Raw genomic sequence first — 26,531 nt, forward strand, 5'->3', positions numbered from 1 at the left:
GCTTTGAATTTGATACGTTTTTACATTGCAAAATTACTAAAAAACGCTGAATTTCGGAACGAATTACCTGCACAACGCCGCCTTTTGGCGGCCGAAATTTTTGGCAAAATGAAGGTGACGGAGGTCTTATACTCCGCCACCTTCATCGCTGATATGGCACTGTCTATGCTCTTTTTCTCTCTGCTATCATCTTCTTGTTGGCGTTGATGATACCTGCTATCTGCTGGGTGTACTCACATATTTCATTGGCGAAGGCTCGGCATTGGATTATGTGGTAGTCGTCAAGCGAAATTTCGATGGTGGCTATCTGCTTGTTTCCGATGTAGGCGGTAAGTGTCAATGTATCCTCTTTAAGGTAATATTTGGCAGTACCGCAACAGATAGATTGTTTATCTCCGATTTTATAGTAATCATCGATGGTGTCGATTGAGTGGATTTCAATCTCTCCGTCAGTCATTTCCATTCCGAAGTAGCGGGATTTGAGTTCCTCGAACTTGGCTTTGTCCTTGATGGCTTGCTGACGTTCTTTCTCTCTCTGCTCCTTGATGCGCTGGCGATTGACCTTAGCCACATATTCATCGTGGGCTACTTTGAGGTTTTTGGGTGCTATCAGCGAGGGAGAATTGAGGTCTCTGCCCATACGCTCCAACATCTTGATATAGTCAAACCACATCTGCGGGTCTTTAACCTTGTAGCCGTTGCGCTTGGCTATCTTAATGGTGTTCCAATACTTGTCAATGTCTGACTTATAGGCTGGTCTTGCACAAAGGTATCGTAACAATCCTATCTCGTTGGCTTTCATCAGTGTCTCGGCTTTTGGGTTGGTCAGCAACTCTTGGAACATAGTCACGGGGTGGATATGGTGGACAGAGTTCTTGAACCCGTTGCGCTTGATGGTGTCAGTGACCTTGATGTGAGGATATACCCATTGGTCTGAAACGTACATATAAGCCTCCCCGTCATTTCTGATTTCAAGTGGTGCGCCGAATGCAAAGGTATCAACATAGCAACCGAGAGTACGAGGGATAGCGACAACGGTCTTATTGCCTTTGGGGTCAATGAAATACTGACCGATTTCAAGATAGGCAGGTTTCACCTTCATACCCTTGCGCATTTCAACCATCATCAGGAACATTCTGATTACCTGATAGTCTTCGATGGTGGTGATTACGTTGAAATAGGACTTTTCGCGGATAACACGCTCTTTTGTATCCTTGATTTCAATCTGAGTGCCACATTCGGGGCATAGACACATTCCGTTGCGTGTCTCCAGCCACTCGTGACCGCATTTCATACAGGTGCACATTCCGTTCTTCAACCTATAACCATAGTGATTGATGGTAGAGTTGAGTGCCCAATTCATTTGGGGAGTGGTGAGCGGGCGAAGTCGCCCACTCAGTTCCACTATATGCTGTTGTTTCTTATTGCGAGGTTTCATATCCTTGAAGTTTTAGAAGTCGAAAAGATTGGGTTGAACATTGATTTCTGCTCCGGCTTTGGGAGCGGTGGCGGTCGGCTTGGGTTGAGTCTTCGGAGCTGACTGCCGTCTGATTTCTCGGAGTTGCTCCTCCTTGTATTGCTCCATAGCCTGCTCTTTGAGTTCCTCCTTATCCTCATCGGAAAGTTCCGGCTTGGATACCACGATGTTGCAGTTGACTTTTCCGCCTTCCTCAATCTCATTCTCGTCGAAGTAATGAACCAATATGTTCATCACGGTAGCGTCATCGACACAGCACAGACCGCTCTTCTGAATTTGTCCGCACAGATAGTTTACTGCGCCTTCCATACTCTTGGACGGGTTAGCCATCTTGATGGCGAATGTGGGTTCTGCGATGCAACGCTCTTGGAGCATCAGCTGCATAGCTGCGATTGCAGCGTTGTTGGATTTCATAGTAGCCATATCAGTGTTATATTAAAGGGTGAATAACCAAAAGATTATCATTATTGCGGTTATAATGGATATAACCCAGCCCGCACCTCGGATTACAGGTCTGACCATCGCCCACACCAGAGTTCCGATTATTGCTCCGATGATGATAGCCACCACCTTTGCAACCTTTTTTATTTGGTTGAACCTGAGGCTTTGAGCTTCGCTTTGACCTTTTATGTGGCTGTTTGTTTTCATCGTTGTGACTTTTTTTTATTTGTATATCACCATCGGTTTTCGCTTGCTTGACACCTCAAAGGCGTGTGGTGAATAGAGGGGTTGTTCGCCTTTGGCGGAAAAATACAAGCCGCAGGTCTGGAGATTTTTCAGCCAAAAGGCAAAAGAATATCCCCGGCACCGCACGTTCCCCACTGGCAAGCAAGTTGAAAATCGTTGTTGATTAGACAATAACAGGAGCCATGACTCCGGCACGGTGAAAACATACTGTCACATAATCGAATGAAATTTCGTAATATTGAAATGCTAATAGAATTGTCCGGTCCCGGAAAGTCGAGTCTGTGATATGCCGACAACGCAGGAAGGCGGCACATCACTGTCTCGACTCGTGGACTGCTGACCAACGGAGAGTGGCGTAACGGCTCAAACTACGAAAGATGAAGGCGGCGTAAGAACACGGAGTGGCTGAAATAGCAAGAGCAGGTACAGCGAAGCCTGCGTAGCAACCCGCTCAGGCTATCAGACACTCGGTGTTTAGCCGACTCTTTAATTCTGGCAATGCGGTCAGCGGTAGTGCAGACTCGTCAAACGCCGCTGACGGCATTGACTCCATCGGCACTGCCTCGCTTGCGACCGACAATGCCGAGCCGTTGCGCCTCTCGCAGGTTATGTCATTTTTATGATGTATGACAAATAGAATTGCGATTTTACCCCGTTTTGTTTGGTATGATTAACAAAATTCACTACCTTTGCAGTCATGAAGATAATAGCAAGGCAACAGTATATTGAGCATATTCAGAGATTTATCGGCAAGGGTATGATAATCGCCCTTACCGGGCAGCGTCGCGTTGGCAAGAGTTATATAATCCGTCAACTCGTCAAAGAGATTGAAGCCGACAATCCGGATGCCAATATCGTCTATATCAATAAGGAAAAAACAAAGTATGCCGATATAAGAAATGCAGATGATCTTTCGCGTTATCTTGACGGCAAACTGAAAGACGATGCGGAGAATTATTTGCTCATTGACGAGGTGCAGGACATTGACGGTTTTGAGAATGTACTCCGTAGCCTTAATGCCGATGAGGAATGCCAAATTGTCGTGACCGGAAGTAACGCCAAAATGCTTTCGTCGGAGCTTTCCACATACCTCGGCGGTCGATATATTGAGATTCATATCCTGAGTCTTTCATACCGGGAGTTTCTGACCTTTCACAGGCTTGATGATTCTGATGACAGTCTTCAGAAATATCTTGGATTCGGCGGTCTCCCTCACCTGTATCGTCTCGGACTTGAAAACGAGGATATGGTATGGGAATATATACAGAACATCTACAATACCATTGTTTTGAAAGATGTGGTGCAACGGGAAGGATTGCGCAATGTGACACTGTTTGAAAACCTGATGTCATACGTCAGCGACAACGCGGGGCAACTTGTGTCGGCTACGTCCTTGTCGAAATATCTCAAATCACAGCGAGTGGAATTGACCCCGTTGTCGGCGATAAATTATCTGAAAGCCGCCTCAAACGCCTACATCATCAATAAAGTGCCGAGATATGACATACATGGAAAGCGTCTGTTGGAGACCAATGACAAATACTACTTTGAGGACTTGGGGCTGCGCAATATGCTTGCCGGGCCAAACCGTACCGGCGACATAGAGAAAGTAATAGAAAACGCCGTCTATTTTCATCTCAAAAATCTCGGATGCAAGATCAGCGTCGGAACACTTCCCAACGGTGAGATTGATTTCGTTGCCGAAAAAGGCGGCACATCGGTCTATATACAGGTGGCGTATCTAATCGCTGACGACAAGACAATGGAACGGGAGTTTGGAAATCTACTGAAGATACAAGACAACTATCCCAAGTATGTCATATCCATGAATCCGATGTCACATCCTCAAAACTACGAAGGCATAAAACATCTGACATTACGGCAGTTCCTGATGTCGGATAACTTATAACTAATGGCAGTTCATTTTAGGAACTTTTAATATGACTAATTTGACACTGCGGCAGATAATGATTAACTTTGCACAAACGAAGATAAGAACGGCGTTGCAGAATGATGAAGTACAGAGGTGCCTCATCCGAGCCAAGTCCGAACTTTAACATAGAGAATAAACTGCCCTACAATAAGTTACCTTGAAGTTCAAAGTACTAGTGGGACCACTTCTTAGAAATCAAGCAGTTACGAAACAAATCGTAGCTGCTTTTTCTTTTACGTTGAACACAAATCTGAACACAACTCCGCGCCAACTTGTTTCAGCCGCCATTGACAGCCGCCGTGTTCATGCCCTTGTGTTCAAATTTTGTGTTCAAACCATAGCTGAGGAAAAGAAAATAACAGGAGAGAATGCTTTTTCTTTTACCCAGCCATATACCAGCCATTTATATAGGTTTAAGTTTAACCGGGCATATATAAAGCCCGAACCAAACCAAAATCAGCATCACTGGCATTGCTTGTGGAAAGGAAAGACTAAATGCAATCATTATTTGTTACCTGAGTTGGGCGGAAAATCTGAAAAAAATCATAGCAAAATTTGGTTTATAATATAAATCGCTTTATCTTTGCAGTCGAAACGGAATGAGAGCGACAAATCGCGAAGTTGCTCTTTCTTTTTCAAGGTATAGTTTATATTATCAACCGATTTATTAAACCTGCAAAACTTCAATTATGGAAGAAAGAAAGATTACTGAAGCTGAGAGCATCGAAATAATAACCTCGATGATCTCGCGCACAAAAGCCCGCCTCGTAAAAGGTAGCGGCAACATTCTCCTCATGTGGGGATACCTCATCGTGGCAGTGACGGCACTTATATGGGTGCTCCTTGTGACAACAAATAATCCGGCTGTAAACTGGCTATGGTTCCTTATCTGGGTAATAGGCGGTATTGCCACTCCAATAATGGTTAAGAGAAAGCGAATGGCATCAGGCACCAAGAGCTATACCGACAAACTGACTTCACAAATATGGTCTGTTGTCGGATTGACAGGAATAGCTTCTACCCTTTTATGCCTCGGTTTTCTTCTGATTGGCGGAAAAGATTCATGGAGCATGATGTTTGTTTTCGCTCTAATCATCGTTCCTATGGCTGAAATCATGCAAGGGCTGGTCATCAAAGAGAGTCCTCTCATTGCGGGTGGCGGCATCGGGCTTTTAATCGGACTTTTCACTACATGCTGCATCTCATCTCATATTACGCTTATGGCAACATGGTTCATGCCGCTTTTCATCATAGCTTTTGCTGCAATGATGATTGTTCCCGGTCATATACTTAACTCGAAAGCAAATCGCGAATCATGAAAGAGCTGAATCCATTACTGCACTCTCAGTTGAGACTGGGCGTAATGTCGATTCTCATGAATGTAGAGGAAGCCGATTTCGTCTATCTTAGGGAGAAAACTGAATCGACAGCCGGAAATCTCAGTGTGCAGCTTGACAAACTTTCCGCAGCCGGATATATATCTATTGAAAAAGGGTTTGTAGGGAGAAAAACACGAACTACAGCCCGGATAACAACCGAAGGTCGTAATGCCTTCGAAGAATATGTCGAAGCACTGAAGCAATACATTTCTATGCGATAGGAAAAATTACAGATGAAAACAATCAGAAAGTTTATGCGACTACATCATGTCATATTGTTCTTATACGCGACAGCCTCCCTAAATGCTGTTGCGCAGAGCGAATTGCCTGATACTTTGGACATATCGCATGAACTTGATGAAATTGTAGTGACGGCTCCTGAAAATCATACAATCGGCAATAAGACTTTATTCTATCCGACAAAGGAACTTAAAAATGCCATAAACAATGGAGTCCAACTGCTTGCAGGTCTGCAAATTCCTGATTTGATTATAAATCCTGCCACAGGGTCTGTTGAAAGACTGGGTGGTGGCGAACTGTCTATCAGAATTAACGGTCGTCCTGCCTCACAGATAGATATTACAGCCCTGTCGCCCAAGGATATTACAAGAGTAGAATACACATCAAATCCGGGTGTGAGATATGGAGAGGCAAAAGGCGTGATAGACATAACTGTAAAACGACGCGAAACAGGCTATGGAGTGTCGCTCAATCTGCTCCAGTCTGTAAACCGTGGGTGGGGTAATTATACCGGAGCACTGAAATACACATCAGGTCGTAGTGAGTGGACTCTTGATTTTCAGTCTAATCCAATGTGGAGAATGTCAGCATACCGTGATAATTCGGAACATTATCTTCTGTCAGACGGGGCTGAAATACTACGTTTGGAGAATGGTATAAAGACACCGAACAGGATGGCTTCTCATCGGGTGTCATTGCAACATTCCTATGCTATAGGCAGTAAACTTCTGCTGAACACCCAATTACGCATATTTCGCAAGAATGATCACTATGTATCTGAGGGAAATATAACAACCGTGATTGGCGATGAGGTTACTGGAAAACCCAGGCTCGGATGACCCCTTAGACCAAGGTTGAATTGACCCCTGAAAATATTTTGAATTGACCCCTGAAAACGTTCTGGCCGACGGGGTCAATTTTATTTTGTCTTATCGGCTTTTTATAGCTTTAAGCTTACGGACGCTTTCGCCGGTAAGCGTGATTCGATGAGCAGTGTGGACAATGCGATCGAGTATTGCATCTGCCACTGTGGAGTCACCGATTGCTTCGTACCAGTCCAGTTCGGGGAGCTGTGATGTCACGATGATTGATTTGCGACCATGGCGGTCTTCGATGATTTCCGTAAGGTGTGCGCGTTCCTTGGCGTCGAGAGGCACCAGGAAGAGATCGTCGAGGATCAGAAGCTGCGTTTTTTCGAGTTTCTTGAGCTCCGTTTCGATTGTTCCTTTGTTTTTGGCGATTTTCAGGGTCCCCATCAGTTTGGATGCGTTCGCGTACAGTACGCGCATACCGGCCTTGCATGCCTCGTATCCCAGTGCTGTTGCCAGATAGCTTTTGCCCGTACCAGAACAGCCTGTGATGAACAGGTTTTCACCTTTACGGATAAAGTCCAGCGATGCGAGACGCTCCATCTGATTACGATCCAGGCCACGCGGAAGGTTATAGTCAATCTGCGCCACCGACGCGTCGTCGTATCTGAAGTTTGCGTTTTTCACCAGGCGCTCAATATTGCGTGCGGCCCTGTAGTCCCATTCTGTGGATAACAGCCAGTTCAGAAAGCTGTCAGGTGTCATTGTCTCGGCGAATGTGGCCTGAAGACTTTCGGAAAACGCTGCCGACATGCCGTGTAAGCGCATACGGTGCATCAGATCCAGAGAGATGGAGTTGCGGTCTTTCTCCGCTGTTATTGGCGTGGTTTTATTGTTCGTTTCCATGTTGTTCGTTGTTGTTGGCTGATAGTTTTATGCTCGCGGCAAAATATTCTTTACCGCGTATGTTCCGGTGGGATGGTGTCTGACGGTCATTGCCGTCGGCATCAGCCCCCGGCAAATAATCCGCATCGGCTCCGGACTCAAGTATGTCCACCATGTCGCTGACACTGTAAAGGCGTGCGTCCATTGCCGCGGCGCATCCTGACACAAGCCGTTCCTGTCCATACTTTTTCTCAAGTTTCATGATGCCACGGCAGACTCTGAAGGCAAGTTCCGGATAACGCCTGTCCTCGATGACAGCCCGCAGATAGTGCAATACGATGTTGTCGATCTGTGCCGCGCGTGAAAGCAGTTCCGCAATGTCGCTCTCGCAGCTCCCCTTGCGTCCGGGCAGATTGTGTGACGGTTTCGTTGTATATTCATACGGAGTATCGTTGCGGTGATGCGTCGCCACATGGGTAAAGCCATGAAAGATGTCGATCGTGTCAGTGTCGTAGACCAGTTCCACACGTTTGCCTACATATTGCACAGGCACACTGTAGTGATGCTTGTGCAGAGTTACTTAGCTGTTACGCTGTACTGTCGCGACAGCCCGCTGTCTCATCTGATAGCGGTTCGCAGGCAATGGCCGGAGATTGTCCCGCTCCACAGCCTCAAAGAGCTGACGGCGTGATTCCTTTCGACGCGTCAGATTACGCGAGTTGAACTTCTCCAGAGACCTGAGGATTGCTTCGTTAAGCGACTCCAGATTATGGAAAATCTGACCTTCAAGGTCTACGTACACGGACCGATACATCAGTTTTACTGCATTTTCCACCAGGGCCTTGTCCTTTGGATGCCGCACACGGGCAGGCACCACTGCGCAGCCGTAATGCTCGGCAAAGGATTCGAAGTCAGGATTTATGACCGGCTCGTCGCGGCCACTGCGCGTGACGGCAGATTTCAGGTTGTCAGGCACAATCGCACATGGTGCGCCGCCGTAGAAACGGATGGCGTTTTCGCAGGCCTTTATCAGATCTTCCTTCTTCTGCGTCCACACTGCCTCGCAATATGTGTAGTGGCTACATGGAAGTATCGCCACAAACACCTCGACCTTTCGTATCCCGGCTGTTGCCTCATCGACTATTTCCAATCTGTCTCCGGCAAAATCGATATACATCTGGTCTCCGGCGCGGTGCTCCACATGCCCGATGGCATTGGTCTGCAGCATGAACTGCCTGAGTTTCATCCCGAAAGATGCCTTCAGATAGCCATCGGGATGGCCGGTATGATACTCTTCATACAACTTCTTGACCGTCATGCCCTTTCGAGAAAGTCGCGCCGCATAATCGGGCAATAGGGCTTCAAGCCTGACCTGCCGCTCCGACGGTTTACGTTCCCTCGCCCCTGGTATGGCAAATAGTTCCTGTAGCCGCGCATCACTCAGCGACGGCAGCTTCTCAGCGGGTATACCGCTGTCCTGATACATTCTCACATAGCGGCGCACCGTGTTCCGGGATATGTCAAAGGCACTACTGATGCATTTTATGCCCATCCCTGATGCGTGACATAGGAGAATATTCTTTAATTTTGTGTTCATGTTTTCTTTGAATTATATCCCCCGTCGGCCAAAACGGAATTCAAAGATACATATAAAATCCCCTGCTGACATTACGTCGACAGGGGTCATTTTTATATTGGGCAAAAGGGTCAGTGATATTTTGGCTTCAGGGGTCAATTCAACCTGGTCTAAGGGGTCATCCGAGCCTGGGTTTTCCAATAATCAATAAAATAAATAATATTATGAATCTCGTAATCGCACACTCCGCTCAAATCGCCTTCGCTGTATCCCGTGCCCTCAACTGCACAGACCGTACCGAAAACGGCGACTACACCAACGACACCGGCAGCATCGTCATCACCTCCGTCGAGTCCAGTCTCGTCGAGCCGGCACCGTTTCAGTATTACGCCGGCGGCAGCGACTTCATCAAGACGCTCCCTTTTATCCCCAAGAGATACCTGTACGGTATCCGTGCTGACAATGTGGGAGGTAAATTCAAGGTCAGCGACGAGGACAAAAGCACGGTCGTCAGGCTTCAGGCTCTTGTCGAGCAGGCCGCAGAGGTCATCTTCGCCTCAAACAACGGAAGTGAGGCTCAGGCTCTATTCGCTATTCTATGTCAGGCAGCAAAAGCCGGACGCCGTATCAGCCGTATGTGGCTGACCACACTGAGCAACCGGGCGATAACCTATGCCTACCGTAACCGCGAGTCAGGCCGCAACATCACACGTATAGCCCGCTCCGGTTTCGTTCACCACGGAATGAACTTTCTGTTCCGTGCCAATGTGGAACAGGCTTTCGCCCAGATGTATGGCAAGCAGTCGTTCCCGATGGAGCGTATGGACATCGCCGCGCTCTGGCTCCTTTGCAACAGCTACGACAACATGAAAGTCAAGCTCCCAAAGAAGACCCGCTATGGCGTCGGCATCACCGGAAATTGGAATGGGAAATCTGTCCAGTTGGCACCGGCTGAACTCTGGACAAAGAAATCAGAGGCTCAGAGCTTGTATGACAAGTTCATGAAACTTAATGGCAAAACTGTCATGGCTGAGGTCGTGGAGGTCAACCCGAAGGTGGAGTGGCGACACGAGTTGCTCAACATGGTTACCCTTCAGGAGGTGGCTATCGAGGAACTGGGATTCCTGCCCGCCCGTACAATGGCGGCCGCAGACCTTCTTTTCGAGAAAGGGCTTATATCTTCACCCCGCACCTCGGTCTCCTCGCTGCCTCATCATCTGAAACGTCACATTGAACGTCGCTTCCCGGAGGCAAAGGCGTTTCCGTTCTGCCCCGAAGAGCAGATACCTTACTGCTACGGAATCATCACCACCGAGCGTACACCTCTTTTTCTCAGCGACGACGAGCAGCGTGTGTATGAACTCATCAACATCCGTACAGAAATGGCTTTTGACTCAGCAAGATGTATAGAGGTGGGAATCGCGGCAAATATCGAAGGTGTCGGTCTTTTTGGCACAGCCGAACTGCCCGATGATGCGGAATGTGTAACGGGTAATATAGAATTTACAATCTCAGGTGTGAGCATCTACTCGTTCTCGGAGCACTCACCCGAAACCCTGACCGCCGCAACATTTCTGCACGACCTCAATGAACTGGTCAACACAGGTGGTGATACACCCTCGCTTCTTCCCGTGAGCAGCTACCGCGACTGCGGAGCCTGCCTCCAGCGTCTCATCGACAACGGATTCGTAAAATATCTGCTTGGCGACATTGAACCGACGGAGAAGGCGCGTGTGCTTCTTTCGCACGCCGGCCACCTCGAACTCGCCGACATCGGCAAGTACATCACCCAGATAGACGAGGCTGACGCGCTCGCGGAGAACCGCAAACCCACAAAGCCTGTAATGAGGGATTATGAGAACTGGCTTCATCCCCTTATTCTCTCGCTCATCACCGACAAGAAATCCTTTGCCAGCAAGGTTTCGGGCTACACCTGCCCGAAATGCGGCAACCACGGGCTGACCGTGTTCCCGGCTACAATAGCCTGTGAATGTTGCGGATTCTCAATCCCGCGCCACTTCCACGGCTACGACCTGACCGACAAGGACATCGAGCAGCTTGTACGATACAAATACACATCGCCCATCTACGGCTTCATCGACCGCAAAGGCCGCAAGTTCTGCGAATCGTTGGTAATCGACAACCGTTTCGGCGTGACATTCTCCGCCAAAGCCGCCAAGATATACGGATGAGAACAGTAGAGATTGATGAGGATATTCTGGAATCAATGTTCGAGCAGGTGGAATATCTTCATTCTTTAGTCAGGACAATTTCAAGACTCCTCGTCTCAAAGAAACCGGATGACCTCATTACAACCAATGAAGCCGCTGCAATATTACGAATGAGCACACGTCATCTAAATAATCTCAAGGCGGCTGGAAAGATTCCTTTCATACAGATCGATTGCAGGGTGATGTATCTCGCAAACGATATTGCGAAATATATAATCATGCAGAAGGCTAAATTATGATTGATATTGTATTTACCAAACGTAATGAAAGGGTGAGAATGTTTTTCAGCCGTTGCAAGGAACTTAAAGACGCTCTGAATCATATCTGCGAGAACTGTCGTCCGATTCTTAATAACGATGCTTTTCTCACGGACGCGGAGCTGGCGCAACGGCTCAGAGTAAGCAGACGCACTCTTCACGATTACCGGAATAGTGGTATATTGCCTTACTATGAAATAGGCGGCAAGTACCTCTATTCTGAAAAAGATGTAGATAATCTCTTGATGAGCAATTATCGTAATGTAATTTACAATCCTTGAATATGACAGAGGCAAGAATCCTTAACCGGACTCTTGCCTCTGTTGTCGTTTGGTGGTTACTGTTTTATCTTCCGTTCCCGTTTCTTTTTGGAGAAGAGGTCTCCGGCCATAACCTCACGGATATTCTGCATATCCTCCATGATTGAGGAATCGAGTACCCGGGCGTAGTGCTGGGTCATCTTGATGCTTGTGTGTCCGAGCATCTTCGAGACATTCTCGATACGTACTCCCTGTGACAGGCATACTGTCGCATAGGTGTGGCGGGCAACGTGAGTGGTCAGCACCTTGTCTATCTCGCAGATGTTTCCTATCTCTTTCAGGTAGCGGTTCATTACCTGATTGCAGGGTACTGGCAGAAGTGTTCCTTTTTCAGCCGCCTTCTGGTTGTCCTCATATTTTTTGAGTATTGCTTTGGGGATGTCAAGCAACGGTATGTTCTGGACAATATCCGTTTTCTGACGTGGCTTGCGAATCCACATGTTGCCGTCGTTGTCCTCGACAACGTGTTCTCTTTTCAGATTGGAGATGTCGATAAACGCCAGCCCGGTGAAAGCGGCCATTACAAACATATCTCTGACCACATCAAGTACACCGTCAAAGTGTCTCCTATATATTATATGGAGTTCATCGAGGGTGAGGAATGTGGGATTTGTCTGTACTGTTCTGACCTTTATTCCGGCAAACGGATCTTTGGTAATCCAATCGTTTGCAAGAGCCCGGTTAGTGATTTTCTTCAGACCTTTCATATATCTGGCCACTGTGTTCTGCTGCTGGTTGCGGTCTATTTTGAGATACATCTCAAACCCATGTACGAAATCGCGGTCAAGACTTGTCAGGGGCAGGTCATCGACTTCATATTTCTTCTTGATGTAACGCTGTAGCAGTCGGGTAATGGTCTCGTATTTCTTGATGGTGCCAAGCTCGAAATCGCGCCCCATCAACGCACGACATTCCTGATTATGTTCCTGAAATGTCGTTATTATCATACGTTCCACAACCTTATGGACACCGATATTGAAAAATCGGTTGTGAAGTTCCTGAGCGGTTGCGACAACTCCTTCCGACTGCATTTCTTGAAACAGCTTGAACAGCTTGATGTTTGTCTCGTCAATATAGTCGTTCACATCTATTGCATTCTTGGACGTGCCTTTGGCGCGTTCCTTTGACTGATTCCAGAGAGCAGGGTCGATATACTTCCCAGTATTGGAATCAATTCTTGTGCCGTTCACAGAAATTCTCATGCGAATCGCACATTCTCCTGTTTTTGTCACGGTGCTTCTTCGATAGAACAGCACCGTCAATCGGTCTTTCTTCATTTCTTCTATGAGTAAAGAGGGGTTAAATCGTCAAGAAATGAAGCCTTTTCGGAGGTGATTTTTTGTCGCTGCAACAACTGATATATCAGTGTGTTATATGCGTTTTAGTGCCACGGTTTTTAGAGGAATTGGTGCCAAAAATTTCTGGCACTGTTTTTGGCACCGATTTGGCACCAAAATGATTTTTGCTGAAATTCCGCCAAAGACATTTTTTTCCTCCGCAAGGCCTCATATTTCTTTCAGACCATACTGAAATTTCTACGCGAAGATAATAAAGACGCTTCCGACTCTTGCTATGCAAATCGTTGAAGAATAATGAAATGAGTATAAAGTTCAGCCATGCACCCCCATCCGGCAGGCTCTCACAAGCCTTTGGCTCCAACGGGGAACCTTCATTCCTCATCGTTCTTCATCGGCGTGCATAGGGCATATAAAAAGTAAAACGCCGATTATGTTGATAATCAGCGTTTTGCCTTAATTTAACATTAAAATAAGTGGTCCCACTTGGAGTCAAAATAGTGAATCGCGTTGAATTTGGATGAATATGAGTATTCAAACGACAATATTTTATATATCTTGAATATCAGTATATTATAACTTGGCTTGAGTATTTGTGAATTGCGCCTCTATATCAAGCAGACGCAAGTAGGCGCAAAAGATGTGGACAATCCGTGGACAGAAATTTGTGTGCGTGGACAATTTTGATTAATTTTGTACCATAACTTTTAACCCCTCTCCTTATGGCTACAATCACAAGGTCTCTTTCCTCGAAAGTAAATGGCAACGGTGAGTCTGAAATCATGCTCCGTCTTACCGTGTCACGCGAATTGCGTCTGCGTCTCAGAAGCGGTGTGTTTATCGAACCCTCCCGATTCAGAGACGGCAAATTTATCATGCCGCGTGCCGACCGCAAGACGCTTGCAAAATTACAAATTATCAGTGACAATCTCTCATCATTGGAGTGCAGATTGATCTCTCTCAGCGTAAACACACCTGCAAATCAACTCAACAAGGAATTCTTTGAGGACGCCATAATGCGTCACAATCATCCGGAATTGTTTGAGACGGTACCTGTCAGCCGCAGTTTCTTCGATACCTTCAATGAATATCTTGACACCACACAGGATGGTACAAAACTGTCAAGCCACTATAAAGTGTTGGCCCGGCTGTTGGATAGATATGAGAAATACAAGCGAAAATCAACCCGGCAGAAATTTCAGTTGACTCTCGAAGATTTTAACGGGGCGATGGTTGACGATTTCAAGCAGTTTGTCATTGATGAACCCAGAATCTATGAGAAATATCCATCCATATATAAGGACGCATCAGATGTTGTGGAGACAAAGCGCAAGCCTCGCAAGCCGGAGCAGCGTGGCCACAATGCCGTAATTGCCATTATGAAACGGCTTCGTGCTTTCTTCAACTGGTGTGTGAAGCGTGGATACATCACTCGCACTCCGTTTGCCTCCTGCACAAGTATCGGCGCGGAGAAATATGGTGTGCCGTATTACATCACATTGGAGGAACGTGACAAAATTGCTGACCGCGATTTTTCATTCAAGAAATCGCTGGAGGTGCAACGCGATATTTTCATCTTCCAATGCCTTATCGGTTGCCGAGTGTCTGACCTTATGGAACTGACACCCGAAAACATTATCAATGGCGCGGTAGAGTATATGCCCAACAAGACAAAGGGAGAGCGACCGGAGGTTGTGCGTGTGCCACTGAACAGTCGTGCAAAGGCTCTTGTCAGGAAATACAAAGGAGTGGATGAGAAGGGTCGATTGTTCCCATTCATCAGCACACAGAAATACAATCAGGCAATCAAGGATATTTTTACACTTTGCGGTATCACACGTGTTGTCACTGTCCTCAATCCCAAGACCGGCGAAGAGGAGCGTAAACCGCTGAATGAGATTGCGAGCAGCCACATGGCACGGCGCACATTCGTCGGCAACCTCTATAAGAAGGTTAAAGACCCAAGCCTTGTCGGAGCATTGTCCGGTCACAAGGAAGGTAGCAAGGCCTTCGCCCGCTACCGAGACATCGACGAAGACATCAAGAAAGAATTGGTCAATCTCCTTGATTGACAGAGATTAATTTCTGAGAATCAGAATAATTTGCTAATTTTGCATATGGATAAGACTAAAGACACCCCATATATCGTAAGAGTTAAGGATTTCAGAATTGACTCTGATTACTCATCATGGCTTTCTGATATAATAAAGCGATATAGGGAGGCTCAGATAAAAGCGGCTCTAAAGGTTAATTATGAAAAATTGCAATTCAACTGGAGCATTGGACGTGACCTTGTAATACGGAAAGCAGAGGAACGTTGGGGCTCAGGAGTTGTTGAGCAACTTAGCTTTGACTTGCAAGATGCTTTCCCTAATGAAAAAGGATTCAGTAGCCGCAATATGTGGAGGATGAAACAATGGTATTTGTTTTTCTCCACATCTGAAGCATCCGAAAAACTGCCCCAACTTGGGGCAGAATTGCAAAATGCTGAAATCCAATCATTAATAAAGCTGCCACAGGTTGGGGCAGAATTGAACGAAGATAGTTTGCCAATGATTCTCGGACTTGTGCCATGGCGTCATCAGACAGACATTGTAACCGGATGCGAATCGTTAGACGAAGCCATTTTCTATCTAAAAGAATGCGTAACAAGAGGATGGAGCCGTCAAACGTTGGCAAATTCAATGAAGGCCAAATTATATGAGAAGCAAGGCAAAGCCATCTCAAACTTTCCAAAATACCTGCCGGAAGCGCAAAGCCGACTTGCGCAGGAAATTACTAAAGACAACTACGATTTCAGTTTTGTGACAGTCCCTGAGAATTATCAGGAAGAACAGTTGGAAACAGCTCTTGAGCAGAACATCACCCGTTTTCTTCTCGAACTTGGAACCGGATTTGCTTTTGTTGGTCGGCAGAAAGAGTTTATCGTCAATGGCCGTAGCCGACGTATTGATATGTTATTCTATCATATCAAACTGAAAGCATATGTGGTTGTAGAACTCAAAATAAGGCCATTTGAACCGGAATTTGCAGGTAAACTCAACTATTATGTAAGTGCAGTCGATGAATTATTGAAAGGACCCGATGATAATCCAACCATCGGATTGCTGATATGCAGTGACAAGGATGAGACTGAGGTACGTTGGGCGTTCAGGGGCGTACATACACCGATGGGAGTGGCTTCTTATGACAATGTCAATACCATTAATGAAACGAATCTATTACCTTCTGCTGAGGAACTTCAAGCACGTATTCGTTTGGTAGAGGAGAAGATAAACAAAAACAAATAATCCTAACCTAAATTTAATTAGAATATAATTGGGATTCTACTACATTCTCTGAATTTTCCAAGACGGTAATTATTTATTTCTTTCATAGGACTTTTTCAAGGGTATTGCGTCTTTTATATTGAGGCCGTATAGCCTATCGATAATGACACAATGATTACTTCGAGAGAATTTGAGACATATTTCAGACGACTGTATTTGCCATTGGGTATGTACGCACTCCGTATCGTTGATAATGCCGACGATGCGGAGGACATTGTGGAGGATACTTTCATGAAGGCTTGGCAAGCTATCTCGTCGGGTGCAGAGATTGAACATTTCAACTCATATATCTACCGATGTGTAAGAAATGAATGTGTGAGCTTCCTTCGAGGGAAAAAGGAATTTGAAAACATTGATACAATCCCGGAAGTATGCGAGGAGGTGATAGACACCTCTTTCCATGATGCAAGGATATGGAAGGCGATTGATGAACTTCCGGAGAAATGCCGTGAAATATTCTTGATGAGCAAGCGTGATGGACTGACCAATGCGGAAATTGCCGAGGAAATGAATATCTCTATAAAGACTGTTAAGAACCAGATGACAAAAGCGTTTGCCCGGCTCAGAGAGTCGTTATCAACCGGGCACAAGCCATTCTTCCTACCTTTTTTATAAAAATTTTAATTCCGGATAGGACCTGAGGATAGTGGTTGCGTCATATAAGTGAACGGGGACAAATCCCGGGACACTTTTTGAACAACCATTATGAATGAAGAAATAACATACATAGCAAAGCGTTACCGCAAAGGGAAGTTCTCCGTTGAAAAGAGTTGGAAACGGTTGAATATAAAACCAGCCTTAAAATGGAATGGTCTCAAAATAGCGGCAGCCGTTGCCTCGGTTGTAGTCCTGTCGGCGACAGCGGCTATCATATATCATCAGTACGAATTGAAAGACACGACTGATAAGATTGTCAATGAATCAGTCAGACCTGCTGCATCGCTGGAGACTGTCAAAATCATTGATTTTGAAAACACGCCGCTCCCTACCGTCATTTCCAAAATTAAAGAGGTGTATGGCGTTGAGGTTATCAATGTTCCGGAGAATGCCGGGGAGTATCGTCTTTCACTGCACTACGAAGGTAACGCCGTTGACCTTGTAGCCACAATCAACGACATTCTTGAAACCCAAATGTCAGTAAAGGAATGAAGCGTTTGATGTCATTGCTGATTGGAGTTTCCTGTTGTGTGTCTGTTGTGGTCGCGCAGAATGTAACAATCCGCGCGGTCAATCAACCTGCCGCAACTGTATTCCGCTCCATTGTTGAACAGACTGGCAAAAACTTTGTGTATTCATCGGAACTGCTTAAAGATGTACGTGTCACTGTCAAAGCCAAGAACAAACCACTGAATTATGTGCTGTCTGAAATGTTCTCAGGCACTCCCATTGAGTATAAAATCAAGGGGAATAATATAGTCTTGAAGCGAAGGAAGAAAGTGGTAAAGACTGAAAAGATCAAACCTCCGGTTGTATCTGTTCCTGTGACAAAGGTATATGAATCCTCGATTAAATCCACGATGCTTGATGAAGTGGTTGTCGTATCGCGTCTTGAAGCCCCTCAGGTCGAGACTGCCGAAATCGGAGCTAAGAAAGTCACCGCCGAGGAAGTGCGCAATACACCTGTGCTTTTCGGTGAGGCAGATGTGATAAAAGCATTGCAAACCCAGCCGGGCGTGACTGAGGGCACGGAGGGTATGGCGGGAATGTATGTTCATGGCGGAAACGCTGATGAAAACCTCTATATGCTTGACAATGTGCCTCTCTATCAAGTCAATCATTTTGCCGGTCTATTCTCAGCGTTCAATACCGATATAATAAGATATATAGACTTTTTCAAGTCTTCCATTCCTGCGAAATATGACGGCCGTCTGTCTTCTTTTATGGATGTGCGTCTGCAAAACGGCAACCGCGACGGTCATCACGGGTCCGCACGTCTCGGCCTGACATCGGGAGCTTTCAATATCTCCGGGCCGATAGGCAAGAAGACAACCTATCTTGTCGGATTGCGCCGTTCTTGGTTTGATGTGCTCACTATTCCGTTTGTTGCGATTGCCAATTCGCAGAACGAAGATGAGAAACTTCGCTTCAACTATTATTTCATGGATTTCAACGCTCGTGTGCAGCATCGGTTCTCACCTAAGGCTACCGCTTTTGTAAGCTTCTATTTCGGGGATGATAAACTGAAAACCGGTATGGAAGACAAGGGCTATGACAAGCCTAATTATTTCGGGTCGTTTTATGATGACCGGTTTGACATGCACTGGGGAAACCTGCTTGCGCAGGCCGGACTCAATTACCGTTTCAATGATAATCTATCATCTGAGTTCACTGCCGCATACACACGCTTCTTCTCCAGCATGAAGCATGATTATATCTATAGAGATAAATCTTCCGACCACATGGACGAATCGCATACTGTCCTCAATACAGACAATAACATCAATGACTGGATATTTCGTGGTGATTTCGATTGGAGTCCCAATGGAAATGACTGGGTTCGCTTTGGTGCAGGTTATACGCGGCATTCGTTCCTTCCGGCGCGTACATCTCGTTCATACGAGGTCGGGACGACACATTTGTCAACCCGCGATTCAACATGGGCCTATGGTGCGAATGAAGTCAACGCATATATTGAGGATGATTGGAAAATAAGTGATAAGTTCAGAATGAACGCCGGTTTCCATGGCTCGCTGTTCAATATCGGGGGAAAGACAAATCTCGGATGGTCTCCGAGATTGTCACTCAGTTATCGTCCTGATGAAGACTGGGCGGTGAAATTTGCATACGCACGGACTACTCAATACGTACACCAACTCAGCCAGAGTTATCTTGCACTCCCAACTGACCAATGGATACCGATCAGCGGAAAGTTCAAGCCGGAGACAGCCGATAAAATATCCGTGGGAGGATATTGGCAATCTCCTGACAAGACTTATGCAGTGTCAGTAGAAGGTTACTACAAATGGATGGATAATCTTGTAGAATACAAGGATGAGTATTACCTGCGTCCCCCTCTCGACTTGTGGAACGCTCAACTTTGCAGTGGTAAAGGTACGGCTAAGGGCGTTGATTTCAAAATTGAAAAAGTATTTGGAAAGGTGACAGGACACATATCCTATTCGTTAGCGTGGGCAGACCGCACGTTTGCCGACAAAAACTGTGGGCACACATTCCCTGCCAAATTCGATAACCGCCATACAATAAATATAATGGTGAATTGGAAAATCAGTGACAAGGTGCAGCTCAACGCTTCGTGGGTGGGACATTCAGGCAACAGATTCACTCTGTTGAATCAAGTGTGGGATGATCCTGACTTTGAAACCACCGATTGGTTCGGAGCCGGAGAGTCACCATTGCGTACCGGCATCAACAGTTATAAGTTGCCTTTCTACCATCGTCTGGATTTAAGCTGTACTGTCAAAAATAAACGTGGGTACTGGACATTCGGCCTCTATAACGCATACTGCCACATGAACACTGTTGCAGTGAAGCGTGGAACCCAAGATATTGCCGTGTCGAAACCCGATGAATACTATATCACCAGTGAACCAGTATTCAAACGTGTCAAACTCCTTCCTGTCATACCCTCGATTTCATACACATGGCTATTCTGAAAAAAATATATCCACTTCTTGCATTACCGCTCCTCACAGGATGCGAGGAGGCGTTCACACCGGATATGCCCCATACTCCGGCATTGTGCGTCAACTCCCTGATAACCGCTGGAGAACCTGTAGAGGCTAAAATTTCAAAGTCAAGGCTTTACACCGACAGTCCCGAAAAATCCGAAGTCAGGGATGCCGAAGTCAGGATTTATGTCAATGGGGAGTTGCAGCTTGACTCCTATATCCCGAAGGAGGGCGACAATATAAGGATTGTTGCCGAAAGTCCTGCAGTTGGCAGAGGTGAGGCCGAGGTTCTTATCCCGGCTTCTATCCCGGCGCCGACTGCTACTTGGGAGGCTTATGATGTTAGTTGCCGGGAATCTGACAATGATATGGTTTTCGTCGAGTTCAAGCTAAAGGTTGACCTCCGGATTGAAGATACGGATGGAGAAAATTATTATAAATTTTCATTCAACAGTGATTTTCAAGCCGATGAAGAGTTGGACGACTTTGCAGCAAGCGGAAATTATGGGTTTGCGATAGGCTCGTTGCTATATGATATGGAACCAATTTTCAGGGAGCATATCGGTATTTTTGAGTCTATCATGGGTGGCGATGCTGAAGGCTTCTCATTCTTCTCAGACCGACAGTTTGAAGGAAAAAGTTATACATTGCATCTTCAATTTGACAACTGCTGGTTCCGCTATCCAAAAGGTGAGATACCCGACTGCAACGTCAATTTGATTGTCAGCTCCGTGTCGCCCTCCTACTACAACTGGGCCAACTATATTTGGCAGCGTGATAGCGGCACTCTGACCGAACTTGGAGACTACGGTTTTGGAGACCCGATTTGGGGCTATAGCAATGTGTCTTCCGGAGCCGGTGTTGTGGCGGCTCAATCGAAATCAGTCTGCTCGATTGATTTAACAGACTTCATTAGGGAAACAATAAACGAAACAATCAAATAGAACAATACAATGGGAAAATCGAAAACAATCGGAATAATAACGGTATTCATAATGTCTATACTTGTATTGACATCATGTGATAAAGAGGGATATGAACCAATATCAACCTCCACGGATGCCTGTCAGATAATAGTGCAATGTCTCGACCACAGTGGGAAAAGCCTTCTTGATAACAATAAATTTGTTGATGGCATTTCTATCGAGGGGGATGCTTCACACTCAAAGATAAAATATGATGTAAAAAATGCAAATGGAGGAAAGGTTCTGTCTTTCATTGCTGAACTTCCTGATCAGGACGATATGAAATGGTCGAAAGATAGAAGCGAGGCCAATGGTATCTCTAAGATGACCATGAAGTTCAAAAAACACAAAATTGAGCTGAAATGCCACATAAAATATATCGCCAACCGTCCTCCGGCAGTATCAGGTGGCAAAGCCACACTTGAAGAGGTATCATGCAATAACCAGACATTCAAACGCTCTGGTAACAGCGTAACCATAACACTACGTATGGATAAAAACGGCAAACTCTTATAAAAATATAATAATGAACCAAATTAAATTCCTGATTGTCGCTCTGATAGCGATACTCGCATTCGCCTCATGCAGTGAGGACGAACCTGCAAGAATGTTGTGGGAAGTATCCGGCAAACCGGCAGGAAATGTGGAGACATCTATTCATTATGATTATAATTCTCCAGTATGGATAACTGTCGGAGGCTATGCCGCTGAAGTTATTTTGAAATGCTCCAATTATTCCGAACTGTCGATATATGGTCAAAAGAATGAAGACGGGAAATACGTTGACTCTGATTGTCGGTTTTCAGCAAAAGTTATAGATCCAACAACCGTAAGAATATCATTTGACTATATGGAAGATGTGGACTTTACGGAAAAATCATGCTATCTACAAATAGATGGAATCAATGGTAAAGATATGCGTACAACAATGGTAACTATTACGCGTAAACATCTCAATTATAAATAACAAAAATCAATCAGATAAAAGACCACATGATTACAAAATTAAAACTAATGATGATGGTGTGTTTTGCCATCATTGTGTTCGCCTCATGCAGCGAGGACGAACCCGCAAAAATGCTGTGGGAAGTTACGGCTACCCCGGCAGAGAGTGTTAAGGCGGCCTTCGACCCAAGTTTCTACCACCAGATTCAGATTACTTCTGATGGGGAAGGCGGTGAAGTGACGCTCAAATGCACCAACTACAAATCACTTAATCTGGTTGGTACCACCAAAAATGAGAACGGGGAATATTTCGATGCTGATTGCAAATTCACGGCAAAAATCACGGATCCCGGAGTTGTCAAGATAATCCTCGACAAAATGCCCGATGGTTTCAAAGAAGCGAAAACAATCCTTCAAATCGACGGAACTGAGGGGAAGGACTCTAATACAACGACTGTTGATATTACACGTAAACCATAAATGGAATAATGAAAAGAGGAATTACCTTATTAGCCTTTCTTTTAGTCATGGCTGGATCTGTCTTCGGACAGACCGACCATGGCTATAATCTATACGGTCAATTTTTAGGTACCTCAACAGGCATTGGAGTGGGGCTTGACAGCCGTTTTAAGGCAGGTGGAATACTTGGCTATTCATTGGGGCTTGCTTTTACTGACATTTCTTGGAGTAGAGATGATGGGCTGGATGGGTGTTATGCCAGCTATGATGCGGAAAGCCGGGGAATAAGTATTCCTTTCGAGATCAATGCAATTTTGGGTAAACGTGCCAGCAAATTTGAAATAGGATTTGGCATGACAACATATCTGGTCAATAGAGACGAGCTGCATTATAAAACTATCTTCTTCCCTTCAGAAGAAGATGGAGTATTGGATTTTGAAAGGTACTCAACCCGTAAAAAAGTTTTCCGACCTAACATTATTGGTACAATCAATATCGGATACCGACTTCAACGTAAATCCGGATTCTTCATGAAAGTTGGATTATCCTTACTTATTGGAGACCTGAAATGTTCACCTATTGACGGTGTAGTTGCTTTACCGAATATTTGTCTTGGATATACAATCCCTCATTTTTAGTGCATTATAACATGAGATGAATTGCATGAGAAAAATTAGTAAGATCTTGACTGCAGTGACTTATATTATTGCTTGTTTCCTGATTGGTGGATGCAATTATGATGAACCCACACCGGGTAATGATTCCAATCCGGATTCTGATAAAACATGTGCCTTAGCATGGGATACGATTGTTTGCAATCAGTTATCGGTAAACGAGCTTTTCATCGGTTCTAAATACCTCGGAGTTCAGAACTGGAATTGCAATGGCAATCCTCCAGGCATATATCCGGCAGCAGTTTTTCCAGAAGATGCCTTTGCAACCACGTTTGATAAGGAGGTTTCCGGTAAGAAAAATCCTATTGTCGTATATACCAACTTCAGTGATCCCTTTATTTCGACTATAGAAAACCCTTCCGGAGTAAATTATAGCCGGTTTCTGAAGAGTATGCTCAGGTCGGAGGAATATCAATCTAACTCTGAACCCCAATTGAATTTATATAGATGTGCCAAAATGAATACTCTTGATAGTTTCATAAAAATATTCCCTGATAATCCATCTTTTGCCGAGACCTTTGAAATTATAGTAAAGCAAAAGATGGATCTTGATAAAATCAAGAGTTGGACTATCGGAGAAATTATATTCAAAGGTTTTACTGTCACTATGGATGTGCCGGAAAAGGGTATTTTTGCAAATGAGATGCCATCTAAAAATGGATTGGTGTATGTCAGGAGCATTACTTATGGCTCCACAGCGTATTTTGTTATTGGCAGCGATTTGACATATCCTGAAGTCAGGGCCATTATATCTAAACCATCTATGATTGGAACTGAAAAACAAAATCTGAAAAATACACATGTAGTTCTCCTTACCAATTCAGGCATTGACCAAAACGCGGAACTTCATACTGAATCCGATGCCTTGTATGATTATTTCAGACATCCCTATATCGAAGGGAACTATGGCTATCCCATATACTGCACAGGATGCTACCTTAAAGACAATTCTTATATTCACATCTCTGTAAAATAAAAATCTCCACCGAAGAATTTATAATGAAATGCTCGGTGGAGAATTCTTAAATTAATATTCGTAACCTTCAGGGAGAGAAGGCTTGGCATCATCGGGGATGTGAGGGTTGGCTCTCATTTGCTTGATTGCTTCTATCTCACCGGGAGTGTAGCGAGTCGGACTTTTGTGAGGCATCGGTAGTTCATCCGGTTTTGATTCAGATTGTGCCGGGTCTACTTCCTGCGGAGATTCTTCTTTCTTTTTGGATTGCCAATCATCATGAGGATAGAAGAAGTTGAATTCAGGTCCAGTTGACTCTCTCGTAACGATGAGATCTTTCCAACCATCTTTTTCAGCCTCATCTGTGCCTAACATATCCTTTTCTATCCTGTCAATAAACTTACTGTCATTGCTGATTGCTCGTTGGGCGCGGTATAGCCATTCAATGTTTGTGAGTTCCCGGTTCTCTACTTTGACAGAATGTATCCAATAACCCAAACCGAAAATGATGTCCACAAGACCAATGATGACAAAGGATAGAATCTTGATTTTCTTATCTCGCTTCGCCAACTTTTCCTTCAGGTCTTCATCAGTTCGCAATCCATTTATCTGATAGTAAATGTCAGCTGCATCCTTGACGCTGATGCCATCATACTGCTTTCTGCCATTATAGTAGGACTCCGTATGTCCTTTCTCTATGATGGGAGTCAGATTTGAAGTGACTTTTGACACGAATACCTCGCTTGCCTTTTTAACAATCTCATCGGTCTTGTCCTCCGGCTTCGGCATTGCCTCAACTGCCTTTTTGAGATCTGCCATGCCTTGGACGACAAGAGCCATTGAGCCGTTCATAGTCTGGATTATTCCGGTGAGTGTGGCGACATCCTCGCTTTTGGCGAGATTATCAGGAATTTTAATCTCCGTAATTTCCATTGGCTCGGGGGTGGCAGGAAGCATAACGGGAGCCGATATTTTCGTTGCCACATTTGCCATCTCATTCTTAATCTCCGTCAGTGCGTCCTCCAGCCGTTTCATTTGGCGGCGGAGCAATTCCATATCCATGTCCCCGCACTGTGGAACAAGTGAGATGTTATCTTTCTTTGCCATAATCAGGATAATCTGGGTTTGTTGTTACGTTTTCTTCTTCTCTTCAGCAGTTGGTTGGCTGCGGCCTGCTCGTTCTCGTCAAGGTGACCGTTTCCAAGTTGGAACGCACCGCCAACCATATTGCATATAGACTCGCCAATATCAGCGGTCACTTCCGCAGCCTTTTCCAGAGTCTCCATTGTGGATTTTGCCAACGACACTACTGCCGACTGATCGACACTGGCTTGATGTGGCTGAGTCTGCCTCGGCTGTGACTGTCGGCTATGTGACTGCGAATTGAAAAGGCTGTCGAGATTTCTGAATTTGAACTGCTCTCCGACATCAGAACCTTTCACCTTGTAGTCGCCAAGTTGGAAGGAAACGCCCTGCATCTCGGTAGTGCCACGGCGGTATTTCGGAATGATTGAGATGTTCTTTTTAGCCAACTCACGCGCAAAACTATTCCAGTCGCGGGCATTTTTCAATGCTTCCGTGGCGGCGATTCTTATCTCCGCTTTCGCTCTCTCAATGCCGTGCAGTTTCTCTAAATCGGGGTTCTCCTGCTTGGGCAATGCAAGTCCATACTTCCGTGTCAATGCCTCGCAGACCTTCTTATTCTTGTAGCGGTTGCGTCCGCACTCCATACGCTTGCCGTTGTTGCCTACCATATTGAACACGATATGGCAGTGCGGTTTGTCGGTTTCGTAATGGCGGACTATGAGCCATTGGGTCTTGTCGAGGCCCATCATCTTGATGTAATCTTTCGCTATCTGAAGCATCTTTTTATCGCTTAATTTCGGTCTGTCCTCGGCGGCGAAAGACAAAGTTATGTGTCCGGCGGGGTTGCTTATTCGATGGTTCAGCATAGACTGCGACTCAAAACTTGCGATTATCTGACGGCGTTTCGTACCCAACAGACCATCGCTTCCGAGTATCTTCCAAGTGTCGGGAGTGAATATTCTTTTGTCGTGTTTCTCGCGGGTGACATAGTCAACCTTTGAACCGAACGACCCGGATTTCAAAATTTTTCCTATCATCTTTGTGTCCGTTTTTTGAGATTTATGAGGATGTCGGCCATTGTGTCAAGGCAGAAATTAGCCTTGTCTTCAATAGCGGTCAATCCCTCGGTATTGCCTGTATGGGCGATTTGATTGAGATTGGGTCCGAGTTTTTTCAACTCGTGGATAAGGGCTTTTTCCTCGTCAGAGAGGAATGCGATGATGACATCCTCCAAAGCCCGGATGCGGACATATTCAGCCTTGTTCATACCTGCCTTTGCCGAGAGAATATCAACGCGGTCATACTCGCCGTCATTGAAACTTATCTTGACATACCTGTCTCTTTTTGCCGAGCCGAGGCGCGGTCTTCCATTCGATTTATCCATGTTGTAAATCATTGTA

At 45.4% G+C, this 26,531-nt stretch carries 28 protein-coding genes and 1 pseudogene; 20 read left to right on the forward strand and 9 right to left on the reverse strand.

The genetic code is table 11. The annotated features are described in order from the left end of the window. Positions 1 to 163 precede the first annotated feature (163 nt). Genes FDZ78_RS02965 through FDZ78_RS02975 form a run of 3 tightly spaced genes read right to left on the reverse strand, consistent with a single transcriptional unit; the run spans position 164 to position 2,125 of the window. Positions 164 to 1,438 carry a PcfJ domain-containing protein gene (locus FDZ78_RS02965; protein WP_123400556.1) on the reverse strand — a complete coding sequence of 425 codons (1,275 nt, stop codon included), beginning with the start codon at positions 1,436 to 1,438 and terminating at the stop codon, positions 164 to 166. A gap of 12 nt (positions 1,439 to 1,450) precedes the next feature. Beyond that, on the reverse strand, positions 1,451 to 1,891 hold the full coding sequence (locus FDZ78_RS02970; RefSeq protein ID WP_168190000.1) for a Cas9 inhibitor AcrIIA9 family protein: 441 nt from the start codon (positions 1,889 to 1,891) through the stop codon (positions 1,451 to 1,453). A gap of 21 nt (positions 1,892 to 1,912) precedes the next feature. Next, positions 1,913 to 2,125, reverse strand: a complete 213-nt coding sequence (locus tag FDZ78_RS02975) for a hypothetical protein (protein WP_107036562.1) — start codon at positions 2,123 to 2,125, stop codon at positions 1,913 to 1,915. Positions 2,126 to 2,634: 509 nt separating this feature from the next. On the opposite strand from FDZ78_RS02975, the gene FDZ78_RS14570 reads away from it, so the two are divergent. The 6 genes from FDZ78_RS14570 (at position 2,635) to FDZ78_RS03000 (ending at position 6,555) form a co-directional block, all read left to right on the forward strand. Further along, positions 2,635 to 2,787: a hypothetical protein gene (locus tag FDZ78_RS14570; RefSeq protein WP_168182149.1), complete on the forward strand. Its 153-nt coding sequence runs from the start codon at positions 2,635 to 2,637 to the stop codon at positions 2,785 to 2,787. A gap of 74 nt (positions 2,788 to 2,861) precedes the next feature. Beyond that, entirely contained in the window at positions 2,862 to 4,073 is a 1,212-nt protein-coding gene (locus tag FDZ78_RS02980; protein WP_124076489.1) for an ATP-binding protein, read from the forward strand. Positions 4,074 to 4,254: 181 nt separating this feature from the next. Further along, the gene (locus FDZ78_RS02985; protein WP_124076492.1) at positions 4,255 to 4,668 is read left to right on the forward strand and encodes a hypothetical protein; all 414 of its coding nucleotides are present in this window, start codon (positions 4,255 to 4,257) and stop codon (positions 4,666 to 4,668) included. 118 nt (positions 4,669 to 4,786) lie between these two features. After that, entirely contained in the window at positions 4,787 to 5,416 is a 630-nt protein-coding gene (locus tag FDZ78_RS02990; RefSeq protein ID WP_124076494.1) for a hypothetical protein, read from the forward strand. Further along, entirely contained in the window at positions 5,410 to 5,697 is a 288-nt protein-coding gene (locus tag FDZ78_RS02995; RefSeq protein WP_124076496.1) for a transcriptional regulator, read from the forward strand. The genes FDZ78_RS02990 and FDZ78_RS02995 overlap by 7 nt, the downstream gene beginning before the upstream one ends. Positions 5,698 to 5,709: 12 nt before the next feature. Beyond that, positions 5,710 to 6,555: a hypothetical protein gene (locus tag FDZ78_RS03000; RefSeq protein ID WP_124076498.1), complete on the forward strand. Its 846-nt coding sequence runs from the start codon at positions 5,710 to 5,712 to the stop codon at positions 6,553 to 6,555. 90 nt (positions 6,556 to 6,645) lie between these two features. Here the strand turns inward: FDZ78_RS03000 and istB are convergent, their stop codons facing one another. After that, positions 6,646 to 7,431, reverse strand: coding sequence for an IS21-like element helper ATPase IstB (istB, locus tag FDZ78_RS03005; RefSeq protein ID WP_136408497.1), 786 nt, complete (start codon positions 7,429 to 7,431; stop codon positions 6,646 to 6,648). Then, positions 7,415 to 9,007: pseudogene (gene istA / locus FDZ78_RS03010) on the reverse strand (IS21 family transposase). The gene istB and the pseudogene istA overlap by 17 nt, the downstream one beginning before the upstream one ends. A gap of 203 nt (positions 9,008 to 9,210) precedes the next feature. Here istA and FDZ78_RS03015 point away from each other — a divergent pair. The 3 genes from FDZ78_RS03015 to FDZ78_RS03025 are packed head-to-tail and all read left to right on the forward strand — an operon-like array spanning position 9,211 to position 11,755. Next, positions 9,211 to 11,178, forward strand: coding sequence for a DNA topoisomerase (locus FDZ78_RS03015; protein WP_136409057.1), 1,968 nt, complete (start codon positions 9,211 to 9,213; stop codon positions 11,176 to 11,178). Next, entirely contained in the window at positions 11,175 to 11,456 is a 282-nt protein-coding gene (locus FDZ78_RS03020) for a helix-turn-helix domain-containing protein (RefSeq protein ID WP_124076047.1), read from the forward strand. Before FDZ78_RS03015 ends, FDZ78_RS03020 begins: the two co-directional genes overlap by 4 nt. Continuing rightward, positions 11,453 to 11,755 carry a helix-turn-helix domain-containing protein gene (locus FDZ78_RS03025; RefSeq protein WP_240740324.1) on the forward strand — a complete coding sequence of 101 codons (303 nt, stop codon included), beginning with the start codon at positions 11,453 to 11,455 and terminating at the stop codon, positions 11,753 to 11,755. The genes FDZ78_RS03020 and FDZ78_RS03025 overlap by 4 nt, the downstream gene beginning before the upstream one ends. Positions 11,756 to 11,811: 56 nt before the next feature. Here FDZ78_RS03025 and FDZ78_RS03030 read toward each other — a convergent pair whose 3' ends face one another. Then, positions 11,812 to 13,071 (reverse strand): site-specific integrase, encoded by a 1,260-nt coding sequence (locus FDZ78_RS03030; protein WP_123400536.1) that lies wholly within the window; start codon positions 13,069 to 13,071, stop codon positions 11,812 to 11,814. A gap of 740 nt (positions 13,072 to 13,811) precedes the next feature. On the opposite strand from FDZ78_RS03030, the gene FDZ78_RS03035 reads away from it, so the two are divergent. From FDZ78_RS03035 to FDZ78_RS03085, 11 genes are all read left to right on the forward strand, one after another. Then, complete coding sequence (locus FDZ78_RS03035) at positions 13,812 to 15,161, forward strand: site-specific integrase (RefSeq protein ID WP_124076045.1); 1,350 nt, start codon at positions 13,812 to 13,814, stop codon at positions 15,159 to 15,161. Between the two features lie 45 nt (positions 15,162 to 15,206). Beyond that, positions 15,207 to 16,379, forward strand: a complete 1,173-nt coding sequence (locus tag FDZ78_RS03040; RefSeq protein ID WP_107036805.1) for a YhcG family protein — start codon at positions 15,207 to 15,209, stop codon at positions 16,377 to 16,379. 150 nt (positions 16,380 to 16,529) lie between these two features. After that, positions 16,530 to 17,033, forward strand: coding sequence for an RNA polymerase sigma factor (locus FDZ78_RS03045; protein WP_124076043.1), 504 nt, complete (start codon positions 16,530 to 16,532; stop codon positions 17,031 to 17,033). A 90-nt stretch (positions 17,034 to 17,123) separates the two neighbouring features. After that, on the forward strand, positions 17,124 to 17,567 hold the full coding sequence (locus FDZ78_RS03050; RefSeq protein ID WP_124076042.1) for a hypothetical protein: 444 nt from the start codon (positions 17,124 to 17,126) through the stop codon (positions 17,565 to 17,567). A gap of 8 nt (positions 17,568 to 17,575) precedes the next feature. Continuing rightward, positions 17,576 to 20,032, forward strand: coding sequence for a TonB-dependent receptor (locus FDZ78_RS03055; RefSeq protein WP_205747844.1), 2,457 nt, complete (start codon positions 17,576 to 17,578; stop codon positions 20,030 to 20,032). Continuing rightward, on the forward strand, positions 20,020 to 20,991 hold the full coding sequence (locus tag FDZ78_RS03060; RefSeq protein ID WP_124076040.1) for a DUF4249 domain-containing protein: 972 nt from the start codon (positions 20,020 to 20,022) through the stop codon (positions 20,989 to 20,991). The genes FDZ78_RS03055 and FDZ78_RS03060 overlap by 13 nt, the downstream gene beginning before the upstream one ends. 9 nt (positions 20,992 to 21,000) lie before the next feature. Next, positions 21,001 to 21,528, forward strand: coding sequence for a hypothetical protein (locus FDZ78_RS03065; RefSeq protein ID WP_124076039.1), 528 nt, complete (start codon positions 21,001 to 21,003; stop codon positions 21,526 to 21,528). Between the two features lie 10 nt (positions 21,529 to 21,538). Next, positions 21,539 to 21,979, forward strand: a complete 441-nt coding sequence (locus FDZ78_RS03070) for a hypothetical protein (RefSeq protein WP_124076038.1) — start codon at positions 21,539 to 21,541, stop codon at positions 21,977 to 21,979. Positions 21,980 to 22,005: 26 nt separating this feature from the next. Beyond that, positions 22,006 to 22,437: a hypothetical protein gene (locus FDZ78_RS03075; RefSeq protein WP_124076037.1), complete on the forward strand. Its 432-nt coding sequence runs from the start codon at positions 22,006 to 22,008 to the stop codon at positions 22,435 to 22,437. Positions 22,438 to 22,445: 8 nt separating this feature from the next. Continuing rightward, the gene (locus FDZ78_RS03080; protein ID WP_124076036.1) at positions 22,446 to 23,054 is read left to right on the forward strand and encodes a hypothetical protein; all 609 of its coding nucleotides are present in this window, start codon (positions 22,446 to 22,448) and stop codon (positions 23,052 to 23,054) included. A gap of 25 nt (positions 23,055 to 23,079) precedes the next feature. Beyond that, positions 23,080 to 24,066, forward strand: coding sequence for a hypothetical protein (locus FDZ78_RS03085; RefSeq protein ID WP_124076035.1), 987 nt, complete (start codon positions 23,080 to 23,082; stop codon positions 24,064 to 24,066). Positions 24,067 to 24,117: 51 nt separating this feature from the next. On the opposite strand, the gene FDZ78_RS03090 is transcribed toward FDZ78_RS03085, so the two are convergent. From FDZ78_RS03090 to FDZ78_RS03100, 3 genes are read right to left on the reverse strand one after another with little or no spacing between them, the layout of a single operon-like run. Further along, positions 24,118 to 25,152, reverse strand: coding sequence for a hypothetical protein (locus tag FDZ78_RS03090; RefSeq protein ID WP_124076034.1), 1,035 nt, complete (start codon positions 25,150 to 25,152; stop codon positions 24,118 to 24,120). 2 nt (positions 25,153 to 25,154) lie between these two features. Next, complete coding sequence (locus FDZ78_RS03095; RefSeq protein ID WP_124076033.1) at positions 25,155 to 26,168, reverse strand: relaxase/mobilization nuclease domain-containing protein; 1,014 nt, start codon at positions 26,166 to 26,168, stop codon at positions 25,155 to 25,157. Next, positions 26,165 to 26,515 carry a hypothetical protein gene (locus FDZ78_RS03100; RefSeq protein ID WP_124076032.1) on the reverse strand — a complete coding sequence of 117 codons (351 nt, stop codon included), beginning with the start codon at positions 26,513 to 26,515 and terminating at the stop codon, positions 26,165 to 26,167. The genes FDZ78_RS03095 and FDZ78_RS03100 overlap by 4 nt, the downstream gene beginning before the upstream one ends. Positions 26,516 to 26,531 lie beyond the last annotated feature (16 nt).

Source organism: Duncaniella sp. B8, assembly GCF_005304985.1.
In the GTDB taxonomy this organism is placed as follows: domain Bacteria; phylum Bacteroidota; class Bacteroidia; order Bacteroidales; family Muribaculaceae; genus Duncaniella; species Duncaniella muris.